Here is a 21,136-nt window from a genome sequence, read left to right as displayed (position 1 = left end):
GCCGGCGCCGCGGCGCTTGCACGATTCCTTTCCGCATGCACAATCGGCTCCCGCCAGGTGCCCTGCGTCTTGCAGGGAGAATCGGGAATTCGGTGAGGTTTTCGCCTCGAAGCCGAAACGTGCCCAACGCTGTGACGGGGACGGCCACGCCGGAAGGACAGCATCCTTCCACAAACGCCACTGGCCAATGGCCGGGAAGGCGGGCGCGGCCGGAGGATCCGGAGTCAGAAGACCGGCCTGGCGAGATAGACCACCCGCGCGGACGGCGGACGGTCGGTGCATTGTTGGGGAGATGACGATGCGACCTGTGCCGAAGGACAAACGCGTCCGTTCGCAAGCCTTCTCGTCCGCGCAGCGGGCGGCCGTATACCGGGCGATCGAGACGCGCCGCGACGTGCGCGACCAGTTTCTGCCCGAACCGTTGCCGGAGGATCTGGTCCGGCGCCTGCTGGAGGCGGCCCATCGGGCCCCTTCCGTCGGCTTCATGCAGCCCTGGAACTTCATCGTCATCCGCGATCCGGCGATGCGCGCCGGCGCGCACCGGGCCTTCCTGCGCGCCAACGAAGAGGCGGCTGAACTGTTCACCGGCGAACGGCAGGCGCTCTACCGCTCCCTCAAGCTGGAAGGGATCCTGAAGGCTCCGCTCAGCATCTGCATCACCTGCGACCCCGAACGCGCCGGCTCGGTCGTGCTTGGGCGCACGCACAACCCGCGCATGGATGTCTATTCGACCGTGTGCGCCGTGCAGAATCTCTGGCTTGCGGCACGGGCCGAAGGCGTTGGCGTCGGCTGGGTGAGCATCTTTCACGATGCGGACATCCGCTCGCTGCTCGGCATTCCCGAGCGGATCGAGATCGTCGCGTGGCTCTGCCTCGGCTATGTCGATGAGCTCTACAGCGAGCCCGAGCTGGCGGTGAAGGGCTGGCGGCAGCGGCTGCCGCTCGAGGAACTGGTCTATGCCGACCGATGGGGAAACCAGGAGTGACGGCGTTGGCGAGGATGCTGCCGTGCGCTCAGTTCGATCCGGCAGGATGGCGAAGGTCGATCCGCGGCTCCTCGTCGGGCAGGAAGACCGGCCCGACGGTGCGGACCTTGTCCTTCACCGGATCGTATAGCCGCTCCACGATCGTCTTTTCGGGCACAGCCACGGGAGCGAGCGGCCGGATGCGGATCGTCGTTACCGAACCAACGTTCTCCCGGACAACGGACGTGGCCGGCCCGGGCGGCCGCAATCGATCCGCCGAAACGGAGGCGGGGAGACCGGAAACGTCGCAGCCGTTCGCCTCCATCTCGGCGACGATCCGGACGCGGGTATCCGGATCGACCCCGGCGATCTCGACCTGCCTTTGCTCGAGCATCAACAGGTTGCGCTGCATCCTTTCGATCGCCGATCGGATCGCAGCGCAGTCGCGGGCGTTCGACATCCGGTAGATCGTGACGCTGCCGCTGCTGCAGCCGAGGTTTTCAAGGTCGGCTTCCGCCTGGCGCAACCGCATCTGCTGCCTGTCGATGGCACTGGCGTAGGGGCGCGTCTCAGGATCGCCGGCAACCGCCGGCGCGCCCGTGATGCGCGAACGCAGATGGTCGCAGACGTCCTTCGCCACCGCCTGCGTCGCGAAGGCAAGGGCGAGAGCGGCGAATGCCGGGCCGATCGGGCGACAGGGGTGCAGGGGCACAGGGCTGCTCCGGACAGAAGAGACTTCGGCGCTCGACGATCATACGGCGAGCTCGTGGGCCGGTGCAACGCGCCGTTTGCAGTCGTGATTAACCGTTGAGGCGGGCTGACTGGCTTGCGGGGCGTGAAAGGCGGGCGGCCGTGCCGGAATTGACACATGCGGCCCTTGCTGTACCAATATGATACCGGCCGCCATGGCGAGCGACGCGTCCATGGGTCCACCGGCGAGGTCGCTTCATCGGTTGCGTCGATAGTCCGAGGTCCTGCATGCGCCTCACTTCCGTACTGCTGAGCCCGTTCTATGCCCTGCAGCTGGCGTCCGGCGCAAAGTCCTTTGCCGACAATCCGATCATCGGCAGCAAGACCCTGAACAGGATGGGGCTGCACGCCAAGCGCGTGTCGATCGCCATGGAGATGGCGGACTGGCGGCGCAGATCGCTGGCCGGCCTTGTCACGGCCGAAGAGCGCCGTGACTATCAGGAGAACGGCTACGTCACGATCGAGAACTTCCTGCCGCCGGAGGTGTTCGCCCAGGTCACCAGCGAGCTGGAGAGCTGCGATTTCGATCGCTACGACATGCTCCAGGGGACGACGGTGACGCGCCGCGCCCTGATCGACGACAGCGACCTGGAGCGGCTCCCGGGCTTCAAGGCCGCGCGCAACGATCCCCGCATGACGAATATTCTGCGCTATGTGTCCTCGCACGACGGACAACCGCTGTTCGTGCTGCAGATCGTGATGGCACTGGCCTCGACCCCTTCGAAGGAGGCGGCGGCGGACCCGCAGACGGCGCTGCACAGCGATACGTTTCAGCCGACGGCGAAGTGCTGGCTCTTTCTCAAGGACGTCGGCGAAGAGGACGGACCGTTCTCCTATGTTCCGGGCTCGCACCGGGTGACGCCGCAGCGCCTCGCCTGGGAGCAGGCCATCAGCGAAAACGCCGACAGGATCGAGAACAAGTATTCCGCCCGCGGATCGCTGCGCATCATGCCGCACGAGCTGACCGCGCTCGGCTATGGCCAGCCGGTGAAGATGGTGGTGAAGGCCAACACGCTCGTGGTCGCCGACACCCATGGCTTTCACGCCCGCTGCCCGAGCTACAAGCCAACGACCCGGATCGAAATTTACGGTTCGCTGCGGCGCAATCCGTTCCTGCCGGTCACCGGCATGCATCTAGCCTCGCTCGGTTTCGTCAAGTCCCGCGTCAACCGCCTGATCATCGGAGCGATGGACCTGCGCGGCAAGCTGGGGCTGAAGGGCTCGCCCTGGAAACCGGCAGGCATCGGCAAGGCCGGCGAGTGGTCGAAGCGGCTGAAGCTGCCCGATGCCTGAGGATGTGTTCGTGAAGATAAGGTAAGGCCGGGGCATTGACCCCGGCCCTGCTTTTTCAGCAGCCGAAGCGTTCGATAACCTCCGCCAGCGGTATGTGCCCCCGCAAGGCGCCGGATCCGGCGGGCGTTTCACCGTTCTCGATGGCCATGGCGAAGCGCACGGCCGGATCGCCTTCCAGCCTTTGCCGAAGGGCGGCGAGCCGCGGCCAGCGGTCCGGCCGGGCGATCGCGTGGAAGTCGAGCCAGCGCGCCACGCCAACCAGCACCGCGTCGGCAAGCGATAAGCGGTTCCCGACGAGGTAAGGCGTGTCGCCGATCATCGCCTCCAGCTTGTCGTGCCGCTCGATGACGGCCTCACGACCCCAGCCACGTAGCGCCTCCTGCAGCGGCGGGTTCGGCGGGTCCATCTCCAGGGCAGACCAGAGCGGGCTGAACGAGCCGGTGAAACCGGTGTTCACATAGGCGATCAGCTGGTGCATGCGGTCGGCATCGGCCGATAGCGGCTCGAAGCTGATGCGCCGCTCCGTGTCGCGCGCCTCGAGCCAACTGGCGATCGCCATCGTCTCTGTCAGGACGCGTCCCTCGTCGGTAACAAGGGCCGGGGTTTCATGGCGGGCGTTGATCCTAGCGTAGGCGGGTTCACGCATCTCGCCCAGCATGTCGACGCGGCATAGGCGGTACGGCTTGCCCAGCCATTCCAGCGCGGCGACGAGCCCCATGGAGCTTCCGGCGGGGAAGCCGTAGATCAGGATTGGTTCCAATGTTCTTCTCCGTGATTTCTGTTGACCACGCTGCGCAGCGACACTGGACCTAGCCGTGCCCGTCCCCCATGTAAATTACGCACTTTTTTGTCACCACGCCGGAGCTCCACGATGAAAAGTCTCGTTTCCCGTTGCCCGATCGAGGAGGTGATGCAGGTTCTGAGCGGCCGCTGGCCGACCCTGCTCATCTACTATCTGAAGGACGGGACGAAGCGTTTCAGCGATCTTCGGCGGGACAATCCGACAGTGTCGCACCGGATACTGACGCATGAGTTGCGCAAGCTCGAAAAGGCCGGGATCGTGCAGCGCACGGTCTTTGACGGCTATCCGCTGCGGGTGGAATATGACCTGACGGCCGCGGGGACGGCCCTTGTGCCGCTGATCGACGCCATTGCCGGCTGGTGGGACGCGCATGACGCGGCGCGCGATCCTGCTGCCGAGCCTTCGGCCGCCGAGCGCGCGGCGGCCGTGCCGTAGCCTTAGGGCTGGCGTTGCGTCAGCTCGGGTAGGAGGCTTGCACAACCGCAAGCGCTGCCATGTTCACCACGCCGCGCGACGTCACCGAGGGCGACAGGATGTGCGCCGGCATTGCCGCACCGAGCAGGATCGGCCCGACGTGCAGGCCGTCCGTCATGGTCTTGAGAACGCCGAGCGTGATGTTGGCCGCGTCGAGGTTCGGAAACACCAGCAGGTTCGCCTCGCCGGTCAGGGTGCTGCTCGGCATGACGCGCTGGCGCAGCGCCTCGGAGATCGCCGAATCGCCGTGCATCTCGCCGTCGGCCTCGAGATCCGGCGCCATCTCGCGCACCAGGGAAATGGCCTTGCGCATCTTGAAGGCGCTGACGGAATCGCGCGAGCCGAAATTGGAGTGCGAGACGAGCGCCGCGCGCGGCGTGATGCCGAAGCGGCGGATTTCCTTGGCGGCCATCACCGTCATCTGCGCGACTTCCTCCGCCGTCGGGTCGAAGTTGACGTAGGTGTCGGTGAAGAAGGTGGCGCCCCGCTGCGAGATCAGCAGGCTCAGCGCCGAAAAATCGGTCACGCCGTCGCGCAGGCCGATGATCTGGCGCACGTCGCGCAGGTGCTTGGCATAGCGGCCCTCGACGCCGCAGATCAGCGCATCGGCCTCACCGCGGTGCACCGCGAGCGCGCCGATCACCGTCTGGTTCGTGCGCACGATGGTGCGGGCGGCTTCCGGGGTCACGCCCTGCCGGCCGACGAGCTTGAAGTAGTCGTCGACATAGTCGCGGTAGCGCGGATCGTCCTCGGGATTGATGACTTCGAAGTCCTGCGCGGGGCGGATGCGCAGGCCGTAGCGCTTCAGCCGGGTCTCGATGATCTGCGGGCGGCCGATCAGGATCGGCTGGGCGGTGCTTTCCTCGAGCAGCACCTGTGCGGCGCGCAGCACCCGTTCGTCCTCGCCCTCCGCGAAGATCACGCGCTTCATGCCGGCCTTCTTCGCGGCGGCGAAGATCGGCTTCATGATGAAGCCGGAGCGCCAGACGAAGCGGTTCAGCTGGTCGAGATAGGCGTCGAAATCGGCGATCGGCCGGCTGGCGACGCCGCTTTCGGCAGCGGCCCGCGCCACGGCCGGGGCGATGCGCAGGATCAGGCGTGGGTCGAACGGCGAGGGGATCAGGTAGTTCGGTCCGAAGGTGGGTGTGTCGCCGCTATAGGCGCGGGCGGCGACGTCGGAGACCTCTTCGCGCGCCAGGGCTGCGATCGCCCGAACCGCCGCCATCTTCATCTCCTCGTTGATCGTGCGGGCGCCGCAATCGAGCGCGCCCCGGAAGATGTAGGGGAAGCAGAGGACGTTGTTGACCTGGTTGGGGAAGTCGGAGCGGCCGGTGCAGATCATCGCGTCGGGACGGGCGGCGCGGGCCTCCTCCGGCATGATCTCCGGCGTCGGGTTGGCGAGCGCCATGATCAGCGGCTTGTCGGCCATGCGGGCCAGCAGTTCCGGCTTCAGCACGCCAGCCGCCGAGAGCCCGAGGAACACGTCGGCGCCGTCGATGGTCTGCGCCAGCTGGCGCTTGTCGGTCGGTTGCGCGTAGACCGCCTTCCACTGGTCCATCAGTGCCTCGCGGCCTTCATACACCAGGCCTTCGATGTCATGCACCCAGATGTTCTCGCGGCGGGCCCCGAGGGTGACGAGCAGGTTGAGGCAGGCAAGGGCTGCTGCACCGGCGCCGGAGGCGACGATCTTCGCATTCGCGATGTCCTTGCCGGCAAGCTCCAGTCCGTTGAGGATGGCGGCCGCGACGATGATCGCGGTGCCGTGCTGGTCGTCGTGGAAGACCGGGATGTCCATCTTCTCGCGCAGTTGGCGCTCGACCTCGAAGCATTCCGGCGACTTGATGTCTTCCAGGTTGATGCCGCCGAAGGTGGGCTCGAGGGCGGAAATGACGTTGACCATCTCGTCGACGCTTGCGGCGTCGATCTCGATGTCGAAGACGTCGACGCCGGCGAATTTCTTGAACAGGACGGCCTTGCCCTCCATCACCGGCTTCGAGGCCAGCGGGCCGATGTTGCCGAGGCCGAGTACGGCCGTGCCGTTGGAGATCACCGCCACGAGGTTGGAGCGCGCCGTGTAGTCGGCCGCCGTTGCCGGATCGTCGCGGATCGCAAGGCAGGGGGCGGCGACGCCCGGCGAATAGGCGAGCGCCAGGTCGCGCTGGTTGCCGAGCGGCTTGGTCGGCTGGATCTCAAGCTTTCCGGGGCGGGGATAGCGGTGGAAGAAGAGGGCCTGCTGATCGATGTCGCCGCTCTGCGGCAGGGGTTTGGTTTTTGGTCTATCGCCCGTGGTCATGTTCTTGCGCCCGTATCAGTTCTTGCTTCGCCGGATCTTCTCGCACGCCAGGCCGGCGCCGTGAAGCCTAAGCCATAAAGCCCCAATCGGCCGGAGTTGCAACTTCAATCGGGGGCCGATCGTCCGGAGCGCCCGCCGCAGGCCAACGCAAACGGCACGTCGGCGGCTTCTGTCATCCTGCTGAAACACGAGTCTGGTTCTTGCCATAGACGCGGTTTGCCGCCTGAAGAGCATTGCCGGAGTCCACGGGATGAGCGCCAACGACACGATGCCGGACGTACGCCACGTCAGAACCCTGTTTCTTTCGGACGTCCACCTCGGCTCGAAGGCGGCAAAGGCCGACTTCCTCCTCGACTTCCTGCGCTGCCACGAGGCGGAGACCATCGTCCTCGTCGGCGACATCGTCGACGGATGGCGGCTGAAGCGCAGCTGGTATTGGCCGCAGAACTGCAACGACGTCGTCCAGAAGCTGCTGCGCAAGGCGCGCAAGGGCACCCGCATCGTCTACATCCCCGGCAACCACGACGAATTCCTGCGCGACTTTCCCGGCGTGCACTTCGGCGGCATCGAGGTGGCGAACCAGATCATGCACGTGGCGGCCGATGGCAAGCGCTACCTGGTGCTGCATGGCGACGAGTTCGACGTGGTGGTGCGCAATGCGCGGCTGCTCGCCTATCTCGGCGACTGGGCCTATGATGCGGCAATCGCGATCAACATGGTGCTCGCCGGCGTGCGGCGACGGCTCGGGATGCCGTATTGGTCGTTCTCCGCCTGGGCGAAGCTGCAGGTCAAGCACGCCGTCAACTTCATCGGAGCCTTCCAGGACGTGGTGGCGGAGGAGGCGCGCCGGCATGACGCGGACGGCGTGATCTGCGGCCACATCCATCATGCCGTGATCCAGGACATAGACGGTATCCGCTACATCAACACCGGTGACTGGGTGGAAAGCTGCACGGCCGTGGCCGAGCATTTCGACGGCTCCATGGAACTGATCGCCTGGCGCGCCCCCATACCGATCGCCCGGGGCGACCGGATCGCCTCGGCGCGAGCCCCGGAAGCCGCTTGACGCGGTAAGCCGAAAGGCAAAAACCAGCAGAAATCGCGGATTGGCGGACATCTCACGGCGTGCTAGGCGTGCGTGTCCCTCGGTTCAGGTTTCCACACATGCATGCGCCTCACGGCATGGTCGTGACCAGTGGTCCGCCGCGCCTCTTTGTCCTGCGAATGGCTATCGTCTTCTGCGCGCCGATGCTGGTGAACGGCATCGCGCTGCCGTTCTTCCCCGTCTGGCTCGATACGCTGTCGATGGCCGATTGGGAGATCGGCCTGGTGCTGGCGGTGCCGATGGTGGTGCGCGTCTTCACCGCGCCGATCGCCGGGATGGTCGCCGACCGGATCGGCGACCGGGCGAGCGTGCTCGTCTGGTCGGGGACGATGTCGCTGGCGACGGCCGTCGCGCTGCTGTTCGTCGAGAATTTCTGGCCCGTGCTGGTTCTTTATACGCTGCAGGGCATCGCCTATGCCCCCTATCTGCCGATCACCGATGCGATCGCGCTCAGCGGCGTGCGGCGCTGGAAATTCGACTACAGCTTCATGCGCTTCTGGGGCTCGCTCGCTTTCATCGCCTCGACCATGGTCGGCGGGTGGCTGTCGGGCGTCTTCGGCGCGGCGATGGTGCTGCCGGCGATGACCGTCGGCTTCGTCGCGACGGTGTTCACCGCCTTCATCGCGCCGCGCATCGGCAGACCGCGCCGCCCGTCGCCGATCGCCGCTATCGTCGTCGCCCCCACCGTCACGACAGGTCGGGCGGATGTGCAACTGATGCTGATCGGGGCGGCATTGGCCAATGCCAGCCACGGCATGTTCTACGCCTTCTCGGCGATCCTGTGGGGCGGGCAGGGCTACTCGGGGACGGAGATCGGCCTGCTGTTCAGCGTCGGTGTCGCGGCGGAGGTCCTGTTCTTCATCGTTTCCGCCCGCCTGCGGCGGTACATCGGTCTGTGGAGCATGATCGCGCTCGGGTGCTCGGCCGCCGTCTTTCGCTGGATCGTCTTTCCGCTGGAGCTCGGCTTTGCCGGCTATTTCGCCCTGCAATGCCTGCACGCCTTCAGCTTCGCGAGCATTCACGTGGGCGTGCAGGGACGGCTTGTCGAGCGGGTCGTCGAAGACAGGGAGGCCTCCACGCAGGGCCTCTACTACTTCTACAACGGCATCTTCATGGCGCTGACCACCCTGCTTTCGGGCAGGCTTTTCGAATCTTTCGGCGTCGATGGCTTCTATGCCATGTCGGCGGTGGCGGCGCTGGGGCTGCTGCTGGTGGTGCTGGCGCGCCGCGTTCAACCCCAGAGCTTCGCGCTCGGGGGAAACACCAGCGAGGCCTCGTAGCGCAGCGCCGGCTCGCGATCGCGGGCCAGCAGCAGCGGCCCGTCGAGGTCGACGAAATCGGCACCCTGTGCCAGCAGCACCGCCGGAGCCATCGCGAGGGACGAGCCGACCATGCAGCCGACCATGACCTTCAGCCCGAGGCGGGCCGCCTCGGCGCGCAGGTCGAGCGCTTCGGTCAGGCCGCCCGCCTTGTCCAGCTTGATGTTGATGGCATCGTAGCGGTCGGTCAGGGCCGCAAGATCGGACGCCAGGTGAACGCTCTCGTCGGCGCAGACCGGCACGATCCGCGCGATCTCCCGCAGCGCCTCGTCCTTGCCGGCCGGCAGCGGCTGCTCGATCAGGTCGATGCCCGCCTCGGCACAGACGGCTAGGTGATAGGCAAGCGTCTCGGCGGTCCATCCCTCGTTGGCGTCGAGGATGATCCGGGCATTTGGCGCGGCAGACCGGACGGCGCGGATGCGGCTGGCGTCGTCGGCGGTGCCGACCTTGACCTTCAACAGCGCCCGGTCGGCATGCCGGGATGTCTGTGCGGCCATTGCCTCCGGCTCGCCGAGCGAGATCGTATAGGCGGTGGTCAGGGCTTCCGGTTCGGCGGCATTGATGCGCGACCACACCGGCTCGCCCGACAGCTTGGCCTCGAGGTCCCACAGGGCGCAGTCGACGGCGCTGCGGGCGGCGCCGGCCTTCATGATGCCGCGCAGCTCCTCGCGCGATGCGCCCGATTCGATTTCCGCTGTCGCCGCGGCGATTTCCGCAAGCACGCTTTCGACCGATTCGCCGTAGCGCGGATAGGGGACGCATTCGCCCTGGCCGGTGCGCCCGCCTGCGGTGATTCGGCAGGTCACGACGCGTGCCTCGGTCTTCGTACCGCGGGAAATGGTAAAACCGCCCGCGATCGGGAAGCTCTCTGTGGAGGAGGCGAGTTGTCGGCGCATGTTCGTTCCGCTCCGTAGCTGTTTTTCGGGCCGATGCGCGCCCGGTTCCGGCTTCTGTCGGTGACAGATCACGGCCGAGCCGGTATGAGTCGCATTCAACGGTTCCTATCACATTCGCCTGCATCGTCCGGGAAGAGCAACAGAATTGAATTCCGTGACCATCGCACCCGCTAGAATCGACGTCGCCATGCACCCGCAGGGGAACGGCGAGGTGTGGCGGCTGTCCGGGGCCTGGCGGGCGCAGACCGCGGTTGCCGCGAAAAGCAAGCTGGATGCGGTGGCAGGCGGCAGGTCCAGCCTGCCGCTGCAGCTCGATCTCAGCGCGATCGAAGGCATGGACACCGCCGGGGCCTGGCTCATCCGCCAGACGATCGCCGAGCGGCAGCGGGCGGGCGCAGATATCAGCCTCATCGACCCGCAGGGCCGCTTCTCGGACCTGATCCGGTCGCTCCCGGAGGAGTTGCCGCAGCCGCGGAATGGCCGGCGCGCCGACAGCCTTCTCGTGCGCCTGCTGGCGCCGATCGGCAGGACCGTCGCAGATGCGTGGGACGACGTCATCGCGGCGATGTTCATCCTCGGCTCGGCGGTGCGCGGCGCGCAGATGAAGCTCGGCCGGCACAGCGGCGTCTCACCTGCGGCGATCGTCAACCAGATCGATCAGATGGGCGTGAAGGCCGTGCCGATCATCATGCTGATGTCGTTCCTGATCGGTGCGATCATCGCCCAGCAGGGTGCCTTCCAGCTGCGGTATTTCGGTGCCGAGGTGTTCGTCGTCGACCTGGTCGGTATCCTGCAGTTGCGCGAGATCGGCGTGCTGCTGACGGCCATCATGATCGCCGGCCGATCCGGCAGCGCGATCACCGCCGAAGTCGGCTCGATGAAGATGCGCGAGGAGATCGACGCGCTGAAGGTGATGGGACTGTCGCCGGTCGGCGTGCTGGTGTTCCCGCGGCTGGTGGCGCTGACGGTCGCCCTGCCGCTTCTGACCATTATCGCAAACTTCGCAGCGCTCGTCGGCGCAGCTGTGGTGGCCAACGCCTATTCGGGCATCACCTACGACACCTTCATGGCGCGCCTGCGCGAGGCGATCGATCTTTCGACCATCGTCTCGGGGATGATCAAGGCGCCGTTCATGGCTCTGGTCATCGGCATTGTCGCCTCGGTGGAGGGGCTGAAGGTCGGGGGAAGCGCCGAGTCGCTCGGCCGGCATGTGACGACGTCGGTCGTGAAGTCCATCTTCGTCGTCATCCTGATGGACGGCCTGTTCGCCATGTTCTATGCGGCGATCGATTTCTGATGGACGGGACGGTGATGGACAGCGGTGCGGCAAAGGGCAGGGAGGTCGTCCTGTCGGTCAAGGACCTGACCGTCGGGTTCGGCGATCATCTGGTGCTCGACCGGCTCAACCTCGACATCTATCGCGGCGAGATACTGGGCTTCGTCGGCGCCTCCGGATCCGGAAAGTCGGTGCTGATGCGCACCGTGCTGCGGCTGCTGCCGCGCCGCTCCGGGAGCATCAGGATCCTCGGGGCCGACTTCGACCGGATCAGCGATGCGGAGCGGGTGGCGCTCGACATGCGCCTGGGCGTGCTGTTCCAGCACGGCGCGCTGTTCTCGGCGCTAACGGTGCGCGAGAACATCCAGGTACCGATGCGCGAATATCTCGACCTGCCGCAGTCGATGATGGACGAGCTTGCGCGCCTGAAGGTCGAGCTGGTCGGACTTGCGCCGGAGGCCGCCGACAAGTTCCCCTCGGAGCTGTCGGGCGGCATGATCAAGCGGGCGGCGCTGGCACGCGCGCTGGCGCTCGATCCCGATCTCGTCTTCCTCGACGAGCCGACATCCGGCCTTGATCCGATCGGCGCGGCCGAGTTCGACGAGCTGATCGTCAAGTTGCGAGACACGCTCGGGCTGACGGTCTATATGGTGACGCACGACCTCGACAGCCTGTTTTCGGTCTGCGACCGGATTGCCGTGCTCGGAAACAAGAAGGTGCTGGTCGAAGGCACGATCGAGGACATGCTGGCCTGCGACGATCCCTGGGTGCAGTCTTATTTCCAGGGAAAGCGGGCGCGTGCGATCGTGAGGTCGTAGGGCGGGACCACTTCGGCTGGACGCACGCGTCGGGGTGGGGTTGAATCGCTGCGGCCGGGTACGATTCCCGGCACAGCACTCGGTTTTCGGATGTCGGGCATGCGCCGCTGGCGCGCCGACGGTTGCGGATGGACTGGAAAGACATGGAAACAAAGGCCAACTACGCGATCGTCGGCTTCTTCACGCTTGTCGTCATCGCCGCTGCCTTCGGCTTCGTCTACTGGATGTCGCAATATGGCCGCAGCGGCGAGATGGCGCCGCTGGCCATCCGCATCCCCGGCTCCGCTGCCGGTCTCAGCGTCGGCGCACCGGTGCGCTTCAACGGCATCCCGGTCGGCTCGGTGCGCAGCCTTGCCATCGATTCCGACGACCCGCGCTACTCGATCGCCCTGACGGAGGTCTCGACCGAGGCGCCGGTGAAGCAGTCGACGTCCGCCGTGCTCGAAGTGCAGGGACTGACCGGTGCGGCCTATATCGAGCTTTCCGGCGGCAGGACCGAGGACAAGAACATCCTGAAGCAGGCTCTGGAGACCGAAGGCACGGCCGTGCTCGTTGCCGAACAGTCGAGCGTGACCAACCTTCTGGCCACCGCCGACAAGATCCTGAAGCGCGCCGACGATGCGATCTCCGAGGTCCACGGCTTCGTCGCCGATGCACGCGGACCGCTGACGGCCACGATCCGCAATGCGGAGATATTCAGCGACGCGCTCACGCGCAATTCGGGCAATATCGACAAGTTCCTGCAGAGCGTCGGAGGCCTTTCCGATACGTTCACCGGCCTGTCGGGTCGGCTCGATTCGACGATGGCGGCGATCGATTCGCTAGTGAAGGCCGTGGACGCCAAGAAGGTCGACCGCGTCGTCTCGAACGTGGAGAAGGTGACCAACGACCTTGCTTCGGCGTCCGGCGACGTGAAGGGCACGATCGAAAGCTTCAAGCAGACGGCGCAAACCTTCGAGACGGTCGGCAGGAGTGCGACCGCGACGCTGGACAAGGTCGACAGTCTGATCGCCGCCGTCGATGCTCAGAAGGTGGAACTCACGATCAACGACATCAACGCCGCGAGCGCCGACGCACGCAAGGCGGTCGCCTCGGTCAAGGGCGTCGCGGACACGCTCGGCGCGCGCAAGGACGACATCGACCAGACGCTGACCGATTTCCGGCAGATGGCGAGCAAGTTGAACGCGGCCTCGAGCCGCGTCGACGGCGTTCTCGCCAAGCTCGACGACTTCCTCGGCAAGGGCGATTCGGCATCGCTGTTTGCGGACGCGAAGGCGACGCTGCAGTCCTTCAAGCAGGCGGCCGACACGCTGAACGCCCGCATCGGCCCGATCGCCGACAACCTGCAGCGCTTCTCCGGCGGCGGGCTGCGCGACGTCGAGGCGCTGGTCGGCGAGACGCGGCAGGCGGTGCAGAGCTTGCAGGGGACGATTTCCAACTTCGACAAGAACCCGAGCCGGCTCCTGTTCGGTGGCGAGACGGTGAAGACCTACGACGGCCGGGCGCGCCGCTAGAGCAAGCAAGGGCTCACATGAAGCCATTCCGATGGCTCTAAGCCGACGCGTCCCCGCGCAAGGGCTGGCGAAGCGCGCTGGCGAGGTTATCGCTGCAGCCGTCTGGGAAGTGGCTGCCGACTTCAGCTCCGGCGGGCCAGCTTGATCTTTCCCTTCGAACGTCCGTGTTGCGGATAATCCGCTCCGGCCAGACGCGATCGCCTCGTCTGCGCATCCCGTCATCGATTTCCGTTTGTGAACGGCGCTCCCCAAACCTGTTCCGCGATTTGGCAACCACTGTGGCCGCAAGCCCACAGCGGTGGAAGCGTTCGGCGTTCCGGCCTGTTGTGGACCTAGCCGGCGGTGACAGCCGGGCGGGCCGCTGCTACAGATTGTATCTCAAAGAGATTCGCACAGCATGGCAGGGGCGGGGATGGCGCGGCAGGGACACGGATGGGCGACAAGGACCGCGATCTTGGTCGTGGCCGCGTCGGCGCTTTCGGCCTGCGGCAACACGAAGGCGGTGAACGACACGTTCAGCCTCACCGCGGTCCCGATGGTTTCTGGGCCATCGGCGCGCCACAAGCAGATCCTCGTGACCGAACCGACGGCGCTCAAGGCGCTTGGCGGTGACCAGGTGGTGGTGCGGACGTCGGCATCGGAAATCCAGTATCTCGCACGCGCCCAGTGGAGCGACAGCCTGCCGAAGATCGTCCAGGCGAAGCTGGTGCAGGCCTTCGAGACCACCGGCGCCCTCGGCGGCGTCGGCAAGCCGGGCGAGGGGCTGGCGATCGACTACCAGGTGGTGACCACCCTGCGGACGTTCGAGGTCCGGACCAACGGCCCGGCCACCGCGGTGGTGGAGATCTTCGCCAAGATCGTCAACGACCGCAACGGCACGGTGAAGGCGCAGCATGTCTTCCGCGCTAGCGCGCCGGTCAAGGGCTCCGGCGGTCCGGCCTTCATCGCCGGTCTCGACGCCGCCTTTGCAACGGTGACGGCCGACATCGTCGGCTGGACGTTGAAGTCGATCTGACCACGCCCAATTTCGGCCGCGGCTCATTCTCGCTTATCCGGTGCTGTCGGCTATACGCATCTGTCCCTTTGGCGCGGCGATCGACTTTTTAGCAAAGAGGCGGTCCACCAGGCCGAAAACCATGGCGTCAGCGGCGGGCGGCATCGCCGCCACTCGTGCAAAGTGTCCGCATCGTTCCCGGTGAGGCAATGAGGCTGTAGAGTGGCCGAAGCTGCGCCCGACCAAACTCACCATTGGAGGTTCCGCATGGCCGAGGTCTTGATGTTCCATCACGCACAGGGGCTGACCCCGGGCGTGCGCGCGTTCGCCGGGGACTTGCGATCCGCCGGTCACATCGTGCACACCCCGGACCTGTTCGACGGCCGCACGTTCCAGACGATCGACGAGGGGCTCGCCTACATCGGCGAAGTCGGATTCGACGCCATGCAGGAACGTGGTGTGCACATCGGCGACGACCTGCCTGCCGGACTGGTCTATGCCGGGTTCTCGTTCGGTGTGCTGCCGGCCCAGAAGCTGGCACAGACGCGGCCCGGTGCTCGCGGCGCATTGCTCTTCAACGCCTGCCTGCCGATCAGTGGCGCATGGGCAATCGGGCCCTGGCCAGCCGGCGTTCCGGTGCAGGTTCACGGCATGGACAACGACCCGATCTTCGTCGGCGAGGGCGACATCGACGCCGCCCGCGAGATCGTCGAGAACGTCGCGGACGCGGAGCTGTTCCTCTACCCCGGCGACCAGCATTACTTCGCCGACAGTTCGCTGCCGTCCTATGACGCGGATGCGACCGCGCTCCTTACCAGCCGCGTGCTAGCGTTCCTGGATCGGGTCTAACGCTGCAGGTCCGGATCACCGACGCGACCCTCACCGGCGCGACCGGGCGCAAACAGAAACGGCCGCTTTCGCGGCCGCTTTCAATTCTCATTTCCTGTCGCTTCAGTTGAAGCGGCCTGCCGCGTGGGCGAGCATCGTGTAGACCTTGCCGGTGTCGGAGGTCAGGTAGGACTGGGTCAACACCTTGTCGCGGTCGTTGCGGGCAACGTCGGCCAAAAGCTTCTCGAAGTCGCCGATGTAGCGGTCGACGGCGGTGCGGAACTCCGGCTCACGCTCATACTTGCGCTTGATCTCGTCGAAGGTCTGCTGGCCCTTCAGCGTGTAGAGGCGACGGGTGAAGACGTCGCGCTCGCCGCGCTGGTAGCGGCGCCACAGGTCGACCGAGGCATCGTGATCGATCGCCCTGGCGATGTCGACCGAGAGCGAGTTCAGCGACTCGACGACGTGGTGCGGGTTGCGGGTGTCGGCGGCGCGCTGCGGCTGGCTCTCGGTCCGCTGCGGCTGGCCGAACTGCTGCTCCTCGCGCGAGGCGCCGCGCAGCAGGTCGCGCATCCAGCCGCCGCCTTCGCCGGCCCGGCCGGCTTCGGTCACCTGCGTGCCCTGTGAAGGATCACGGCTCGGCGGCGTCGAAGCGCGCTCGATCCCGAGCGTGCCGCGCAGTGCGGGGGCGCTGTCCTCCTGGCGCGGCTGGGCCGGCTGGGAGACCTGCTGGATCGCCTGGGCGACGGTCTGGGCGGCGGTCGGGCGGTAATCGACCGGCTTCGACACTTCGAGGCTGTGGGCGGACTTGCCGATGATGTCGGAGAGGTCCTGCAGCGCCTTGATCTGCTCGGTGACGGCACGGCGCATGCTGGCGGCGTTCTCCTTGGCCTCTTCCGGCAGGTCGAAGGCGCCGCGCTTCAGCTCGGTGCGGGTCTGGTCGAGTTCGCGGCGGATCTCGGTGGCGGCCCGGCGGATCTCGTCCGTCGCGCCGGAGAACTTGCCGAGCGCCTCGTCGACGGCCTGGCGGAGCGTCTCGCCCATCTGCTTGGTGACGGCGTCCGACTTCTGGCCGGTTTCGCTGACGAGCCGGTCGACGTCGGACAGCGTTGCGCCGACGCTGCCGCGCAGGCGGTTCGCCACCTCGCGGGTGCGTTCCTCGGCGTTCGCAAAGGCGCCCTCGACCGCCCGGCCGGCTTCCTCGCCTGCGTTGGCAAGCGTCTCGCGCAGGCTGGCGGAGGCGGCTTGCGCGCGCTGCTCGGTCTCGCCGAGAAGGCGGCCGACGTCGGCGAAGGAGGTCTGGATGCCGTCGCGCAGGTTGGCTGCGACCTGGCCCGACCGCTGCTCGGCACGGGCGAAGGCGTCGTCGACCATGTTCTCAAGCGAACGCATGGTGTTCTCGATGTCCTCGGAACGCTGGACGAGGCCCACCGAAAGCGAGCGCAGGGCATCCTGGCGCTCTTCCAGCGTGCTGACCAGGTTCGACTGCGCGGCCCCGAGCAGGTCGTTGGCCTGCGACAGCAGCCGGGAATGCTCCTCGAAGCGACCGACGATGCCGCCGATCTGCGACAGCGTGCCGGAAGAAATGTCCGACAGGCGGTCGATCTTGCCCTCGAGCAGGCGCGAGGTGGTGGAGACCATGTCGGCGGAGGCCGTGAAGCGCTCGGTCGAGGCGGTCAGTTGCTCGTCCACCTTGGCGAGGCTCGCCGAGGCATCGCCGACGAGGGTGGCGATCGCATTGCTGCTGCCCGACAGGCGGTCGATCAGGCTCATGACGCTGTTCTGCAGGCTGGATTCGACCTGGCCGAGGGCGTTGGTCGCCTCCTGCGTCCGGCTGGCGATGGCGCCGAGCGTGTCGCTGGTGCGGGCCGAAATGGCGTCGAGCAGGGCTTCGTTCTCGGAGCGCAGCCGATCGACGTTCTCCTGGGTTACCGTGGTGATGCGCTCGGCGGCGTCGCGGCCGGTGGCGGCATACTGGTCGATCAGCGGCCGTGCCTGTTCGTCGATCAGCCGCGACAGTTCGGCAGAGCGGCTGGCGAGCATCGAATTGAGCTCGCGGGTGCGCTCGTCGAGCGTCGTGCGGATGGCGGAGCCGCGAGCCTCAAGCGCCTTGTCGATGTCGCACAGACCGCTTTGGATCGACTGGCTGTGGCCTTCGAGACGGCCCTCGACCTCGGCGAAGCGGCCGACGACGGCGCTGGTCGTTTCCTCGACCGAGCGGGCGAAGGCCTCGTTGCGGGCGGCGAGGCTTTCGGTGAACTCGGAGCCCACCTTGGCGATCACCTCGGTGGCACGCTGCGCTTCGCTGCCCATGTCCTGGGCCGCACGGGAAACCGCGCCGCGCAGGGAGTTGCTGAGGTTTGCGAACTCCTCACCGGTCTTGGCGAGCGACTGGGCCGAGCGGATGGCTTCGGCGTCCATGTCCTTGGCCGCCTGCGTCACTGCCTCACGCAGCGTCTGCGCAAGGCCGGCGGCCTTGCCGTCGATCGTGCGGTTGACGTTCTCGAGGCCGATCGTGAGCGCCTTGTCCATGGTGGCAAGGCGTTCGCCGATGCGGTCGGTGCGCTCGTCGATCGTGCCGGCGATGCGGTGCGCCGCCTCGTCGGTGACGCGATCGATTTCCGCGGTCCGGCCGGCCAGCGTGTCCGAAATGCGGCGGGCCACGCTATCGCTGACGTCCTCCAGCGCCCCCACACTGGTGGTGACGGCCAGCCCAATCGCGTCGGACGAGGCGGCGGCGGCCCGCTCGAGCTGATCGAGATTGCTGGAGATCGCCATGTTGATGGCATCCGAGGAGGCGGCCGATGCGCGTTCCAGATCGCCGATGCTGCCGGCGACGGTCGTGCTGATGTGCTCCGAGGCGTCCGATGCGGCCCGCTCCAGTTCGCCGATGCGTCCGGAAAGCGTGTCGGCGATGCGGTTGCCGGCGGCGTCGACAAGACCGGAGACGTGCTCGACGCTGTGCTGGATGCGGCTTTCCAGGGCGCCGAGATTGCTCTCGATCCGGCTGCCGGTGCCGTCGAGGCGCGCCGCGACGCCGTGCAGGCTCGAGTCCAGCCGGTTTCCGAAGGTATCGGCGACCTTGGCGATCTCGTCCGAGGTGGATTCGAGGCGTTCGGCGATGGCGCCGGTGCTGTCGCGCAGGCGCTTGTCGAGGGCGGCAGCGCTGCCGTCGATCGTCTTGCGCAGGCTCTCCTCGTGCTGTTCGAGGGTCATTTCCAGCATGCCCGCGCTGGTGGCGATCGAGGTGCCCATCGCCGTCGCCTGCTCGGTGAGGGTTTCCGCCAACTGCTGGCGCCCGTCGTTCACCGCGGCGTTGATGGCGGTGATGCGGTCGTCCAGCGTGGAACGGATCTGCTCGTGGGTGGAGACCAGCGACGTTGCGAGCGCGGTGGCGCGCTCCGACAGCGTGCCGGCGATCTCGGCGGCGCGGCCGGAGAAGGCGTCGGCAAATTCGCTCACCTGGCCGGAGAGGATGTCGCCGATCTGCTGGGTGCCGTCGGCGATGACGGTCTCGACGCGCGTGGCAGCGTCGCGGACCGAGGCCTCCAGCGTCCCGCCCTTTTCACTCAACATGGAGGAGAGGGCGGCCGTGCGTTCGGAGAGAGCGCCGTCGATGCGACTGTGGCTTGCGGCGATTGCAGAGGTGATCTCGTCGGCACGGCCGGCAAGCGCCTCTTCCATGCGGGTCTGTGCGGTGTCGAGGCTGGCGACGAAGCCGAATGTCCGGGAATCGAGGGCATCCGTCAGGCGCTCCTCGGTGGCGGCGATGGCCTCGACGAAACGGTCGGCGCGGCTTCCGAAGCCACGCTCCAGCCGGTCCTGTACTTCCGACAGGCCACCGAGCAGAGTGGTCGTGCGCTCGCCGAGCGTCGACTGCATCTTCTCGTGGGTGTCCAGCAGCGAAATGTGCAGGCGCTGATGGGCGTCCGTCATGACGTCGCGCATCTTGTCCTGCGCGCCGTCCACGGAGGTGCGGACGGCGTCGGCGTGCTTCTTCAGCGTGCCCTCGAGCGCCTCCTGGCCGGCACCGAGCGCCGTGGTGAGCGCGAAGGACTGGTCGGTCAGGGTGGAACCCAGCCGCTCGATGCTCGTGGTGAGGATGCCGTCGATTGCTTCGCTGCCGCCGCTGATCGTCTCGTTCAGGCGGCCGAGGCTCTCCATCAGCTTGGTGTCGAGCGAGCCGGCGCGCTGGTCGAATGCCTCGGTGAAATCGGCAAGCCGCTGGTCGAAGGCACCGGCGACATGGCCGATCGTCGCCTGCAGCTTCTCGTCAAAGAAGCCGGAACGCAGGTCCAGGTCCATGATCGTGTCGTCGACGGCGTTCTTCAGGTTCTGGCGGAACTGCGCGCCCTTCTCATCCAGCGTCGCGTTCATGGTCTGGATGACGTCCTCGAGACCGCCGGCGACGGCCTGCTGGCCGATCGAAAGGCTCTCGCTGATCTCGCGGGTGCGGGCGATCAGCGTCTCGTTGAGCTGACGGGCGCGCTCGTTGAGGGCGGCGTTGAGCTTTTCGGTGTTGGCGTCGAGCGAGGAGGCGCGCGTTTCGAACTGCTTGAGCAGCGCCTGGCCTTGTTTGTCGAGGGTCGAGGAAAGGTTGTCCAGCCGGTTGTCGAACTCGTTTGCGAGCGCAAGACCGGAGGAGTTGAGCATCGACAGCAGCGAGTCGGTACGGGCAGTCAGCATCGAGCTGATCGTCTGCGTCGCCCCGTCGGACTTCTCCATCAGCATGGCGGCGCGGGTGTCGATCATCGAGGCGAAGGCCTCGCCGGAGGTGGCCATGCGGCTGGCGATGGTCTCGCCGGCCTGCTCGAGATCCTGGCGCAGCTGTTCGTTGGCGCTGGAGATGGTGGTGCGGATGCGCTCGGAATGGTTGACGATCGCCTCACGCTCGGCCCCGAGCTCCTGTACCAGGGCGCGGACGCGGATCTCGTTGTCGGCATAGCTGCGCTCGAGCGCGTTCACTTCGGAATGAACGAGCGTTTCCAGCTCCGTGGCCCGGGCGATGGTCCGCTCGATGCCTTCGTTCATGGCGTTGACCTCGCGGCGAACCGCCTGGCCAACCGACATGATGCGGTCGGTTGCGACGGTCTCGGGGTCGGAAAGACGAAGGGCGACCTCTGCCATGGAGCGGGCGGCGTTGCGCAGTTCCTGCGCGCGGGCGATCATCGTTGCGAAGGCGAAGAACAGCATCACCGGCATGACGATGGCGACGATGACGGCAATGGCGCCAGGCAGCGCCACGAGGTCGGCGACCGAACCGAGTTCCCACAGCTTCGGGGCATAGAGCAGGTTGGCGATCCCGAGGCCGCCGATGACCCAGAGCGCCGAGAGCAGCGCCGCCATGCGGATGGCGGAGCGGCCGGAGCGCACATCGATGGAGCGCAGGATGGCTGCGGGCGACTTGCGGGAGGCGTCGTTGGCGGGCGTGAAGGCCTGGCTCTTCGGCGCGGGCTCCGGCGCCGGGCTCTTCCGCTCGGGCTTGGTCTGGGCGGCGGCCGGCTTGGCGGCGGCATCGCGGCCGGCGGACGACGTAGTGTCCTTGCTGGTATTTGCCTGGGGCGCCGGTGCGAGATCGTCGAAATCGATCTTCAGCGCCTCTTCCAGTGCCTGGAATGCGGTGTCGTCGATCGACTCGGTGGTTTTCTTCGTCGCCATGCGAATACGCCTCGTTACATTGTACGGACGTGACCGTGTCCCCTGCCGCCTGCACCGGGGACCGTATCATCATTCCGATCGTGGCGGGCCGTACGCAAGGCCAATCATGCCCTGCTAAAGGGATCCGCCACTTCCTACTCTATGCGCTGGAT

General features: G+C 66.7%; 15 protein-coding genes and 1 riboswitch. Of the genes, 10 read left to right on the top strand and 5 right to left on the bottom strand.

What is annotated here, in order from left to right; translation table 11 throughout:
- Positions 1-38: 38 nt before the first annotated feature.
- A riboswitch (cobalamin riboswitch) is annotated at positions 39-255 on the top strand.
- A gap of 43 nt (positions 256-298) precedes the next feature.
- Positions 299-985 carry a 5,6-dimethylbenzimidazole synthase gene (gene bluB / locus C7449_RS12040; protein ID WP_108003024.1) on the top strand — a complete coding sequence of 229 codons (687 nt, stop codon included), beginning with the start codon at positions 299-301 and terminating at the stop codon, positions 983-985.
- Positions 986-1,013: 28 nt separating this feature from the next.
- Here bluB and C7449_RS12035 read toward each other — a convergent pair whose 3' ends face one another.
- Positions 1,014-1,676 carry a hypothetical protein gene (locus C7449_RS12035; RefSeq protein WP_108003023.1) on the bottom strand — a complete coding sequence of 221 codons (663 nt, stop codon included), beginning with the start codon at positions 1,674-1,676 and terminating at the stop codon, positions 1,014-1,016.
- A gap of 266 nt (positions 1,677-1,942) precedes the next feature.
- Here C7449_RS12035 and C7449_RS12030 point away from each other — a divergent pair, with 266 nt between their 5' ends.
- Positions 1,943-3,007: a phytanoyl-CoA dioxygenase family protein gene (locus C7449_RS12030; RefSeq protein ID WP_108003022.1), complete on the top strand. Its 1,065-nt coding sequence runs from the start codon at positions 1,943-1,945 to the stop codon at positions 3,005-3,007.
- Positions 3,008-3,062: 55 nt separating this feature from the next.
- On the opposite strand, the gene C7449_RS12025 is transcribed toward C7449_RS12030, so the two are convergent.
- Complete coding sequence (locus C7449_RS12025) at positions 3,063-3,767, bottom strand: glutathione S-transferase family protein (RefSeq protein WP_108003021.1); 705 nt, start codon at positions 3,765-3,767, stop codon at positions 3,063-3,065.
- Between the two features lie 111 nt (positions 3,768-3,878).
- Here C7449_RS12025 and C7449_RS12020 point away from each other — a divergent pair, with 111 nt between their 5' ends.
- The gene (locus C7449_RS12020) at positions 3,879-4,244 is read left to right on the top strand and encodes a winged helix-turn-helix transcriptional regulator (protein ID WP_108003020.1); all 366 of its coding nucleotides are present in this window, start codon (positions 3,879-3,881) and stop codon (positions 4,242-4,244) included.
- 19 nt (positions 4,245-4,263) lie between these two features.
- Here C7449_RS12020 and C7449_RS12015 read toward each other — a convergent pair whose 3' ends face one another.
- Positions 4,264-6,576, bottom strand: coding sequence for an NADP-dependent malic enzyme (locus C7449_RS12015; RefSeq protein WP_108003019.1), 2,313 nt, complete (start codon positions 6,574-6,576; stop codon positions 4,264-4,266).
- A gap of 268 nt (positions 6,577-6,844) precedes the next feature.
- Between C7449_RS12015 and C7449_RS12010 the strand changes: the two genes are divergently transcribed.
- Positions 6,845-7,642: a UDP-2,3-diacylglucosamine diphosphatase gene (locus C7449_RS12010; protein ID WP_170115875.1), complete on the top strand. Its 798-nt coding sequence runs from the start codon at positions 6,845-6,847 to the stop codon at positions 7,640-7,642.
- Between the two features lie 98 nt (positions 7,643-7,740).
- The gene (locus C7449_RS12005; protein WP_108003017.1) at positions 7,741-8,961 is read left to right on the top strand and encodes an MFS transporter; all 1,221 of its coding nucleotides are present in this window, start codon (positions 7,741-7,743) and stop codon (positions 8,959-8,961) included.
- Here the strand turns inward: C7449_RS12005 and dgcA are convergent.
- Positions 8,913-9,896, bottom strand: coding sequence for an N-acetyl-D-Glu racemase DgcA (gene dgcA, locus C7449_RS12000; RefSeq protein WP_108003016.1), 984 nt, complete (start codon positions 9,894-9,896; stop codon positions 8,913-8,915). The two genes, C7449_RS12005 and dgcA, sit on opposite strands and share 49 nt — an antisense overlap.
- Before the next feature lie 187 nt (positions 9,897-10,083).
- Between dgcA and C7449_RS11995 the strand changes: the two genes are divergently transcribed.
- From C7449_RS11995 to C7449_RS11975, 5 genes are all read left to right on the top strand, one after another.
- Complete coding sequence (locus tag C7449_RS11995) at positions 10,084-11,193, top strand: ABC transporter permease (protein ID WP_108003216.1); 1,110 nt, start codon at positions 10,084-10,086, stop codon at positions 11,191-11,193.
- Positions 11,193-11,990, top strand: coding sequence for an ABC transporter ATP-binding protein (locus C7449_RS11990; RefSeq protein WP_108003015.1), 798 nt, complete (start codon positions 11,193-11,195; stop codon positions 11,988-11,990). The genes C7449_RS11995 and C7449_RS11990 overlap by 1 nt, the downstream gene beginning before the upstream one ends.
- Before the next feature lie 143 nt (positions 11,991-12,133).
- On the top strand, positions 12,134-13,504 hold the full coding sequence (locus tag C7449_RS11985) for an MlaD family protein (protein WP_108003014.1): 1,371 nt from the start codon (positions 12,134-12,136) through the stop codon (positions 13,502-13,504).
- A 397-nt stretch (positions 13,505-13,901) separates the two neighbouring features.
- On the top strand, positions 13,902-14,519 hold the full coding sequence (locus C7449_RS11980; protein ID WP_108003013.1) for an ABC-type transport auxiliary lipoprotein family protein: 618 nt from the start codon (positions 13,902-13,904) through the stop codon (positions 14,517-14,519).
- Between the two features lie 246 nt (positions 14,520-14,765).
- Positions 14,766-15,347 carry a dienelactone hydrolase family protein gene (locus tag C7449_RS11975; RefSeq protein ID WP_108003012.1) on the top strand — a complete coding sequence of 194 codons (582 nt, stop codon included), beginning with the start codon at positions 14,766-14,768 and terminating at the stop codon, positions 15,345-15,347.
- Positions 15,348-15,449: 102 nt separating this feature from the next.
- Here C7449_RS11975 and C7449_RS11970 read toward each other — a convergent pair whose 3' ends face one another.
- Positions 15,450-20,984 (bottom strand): apolipoprotein A-IV repeat region-like domain-containing protein, encoded by a 5,535-nt coding sequence (locus C7449_RS11970; RefSeq protein WP_108003011.1) that lies wholly within the window; start codon positions 20,982-20,984, stop codon positions 15,450-15,452.
- Positions 20,985-21,136: the final 152 nt, after the last annotated feature.

This window comes from Mycoplana dimorpha (assembly GCF_003046475.1).
Taxonomy (GTDB): Bacteria; Pseudomonadota; Alphaproteobacteria; order Rhizobiales; family Rhizobiaceae; genus Mycoplana; species Mycoplana dimorpha.
The sequence above is the reverse complement of the archived record's forward strand: the minus strand, read 5'-3'. Positions and strand labels throughout refer to the sequence as shown.

Coding starts and splice junctions, on each gene's coding strand:
- bluB (WP_108003024.1), top strand. CDS start 299: ATGCGACCTGTGCCGAAGGACAAACGCGTCCGTTCGCAAGCCTTCTCG.
- C7449_RS12030 (WP_108003022.1), top strand. CDS start 1,943: ATGCGCCTCACTTCCGTACTGCTGAGCCCGTTCTATGCCCTGCAGCTG.
- C7449_RS12020 (WP_108003020.1), top strand. CDS start 3,879: ATGAAAAGTCTCGTTTCCCGTTGCCCGATCGAGGAGGTGATGCAGGTT.
- C7449_RS12015 (WP_108003019.1), bottom strand. CDS start 6,576: ATGACCACGGGCGATAGACCAAAAACCAAACCCCTGCCGCAGAGCGGC.
- C7449_RS12010 (WP_170115875.1), top strand. CDS start 6,845: ATGCCGGACGTACGCCACGTCAGAACCCTGTTTCTTTCGGACGTCCAC.
- C7449_RS12005 (WP_108003017.1), top strand. CDS start 7,741: ATGCATGCGCCTCACGGCATGGTCGTGACCAGTGGTCCGCCGCGCCTC.
- dgcA (WP_108003016.1), bottom strand. CDS start 9,896: ATGCGCCGACAACTCGCCTCCTCCACAGAGAGCTTCCCGATCGCGGGC.
- C7449_RS11995 (WP_108003216.1), top strand. CDS start 10,084: ATGCACCCGCAGGGGAACGGCGAGGTGTGGCGGCTGTCCGGGGCCTGG.
- C7449_RS11990 (WP_108003015.1), top strand. CDS start 11,193: ATGGACGGGACGGTGATGGACAGCGGTGCGGCAAAGGGCAGGGAGGTC.
- C7449_RS11985 (WP_108003014.1), top strand. CDS start 12,134: ATGGAAACAAAGGCCAACTACGCGATCGTCGGCTTCTTCACGCTTGTC.
- C7449_RS11980 (WP_108003013.1), top strand. CDS start 13,902: ATGGCAGGGGCGGGGATGGCGCGGCAGGGACACGGATGGGCGACAAGG.
- C7449_RS11975 (WP_108003012.1), top strand. CDS start 14,766: ATGGCCGAGGTCTTGATGTTCCATCACGCACAGGGGCTGACCCCGGGC.
- C7449_RS11970 (WP_108003011.1), bottom strand. CDS start 20,984: ATGGCGACGAAGAAAACCACCGAGTCGATCGACGACACCGCATTCCAG.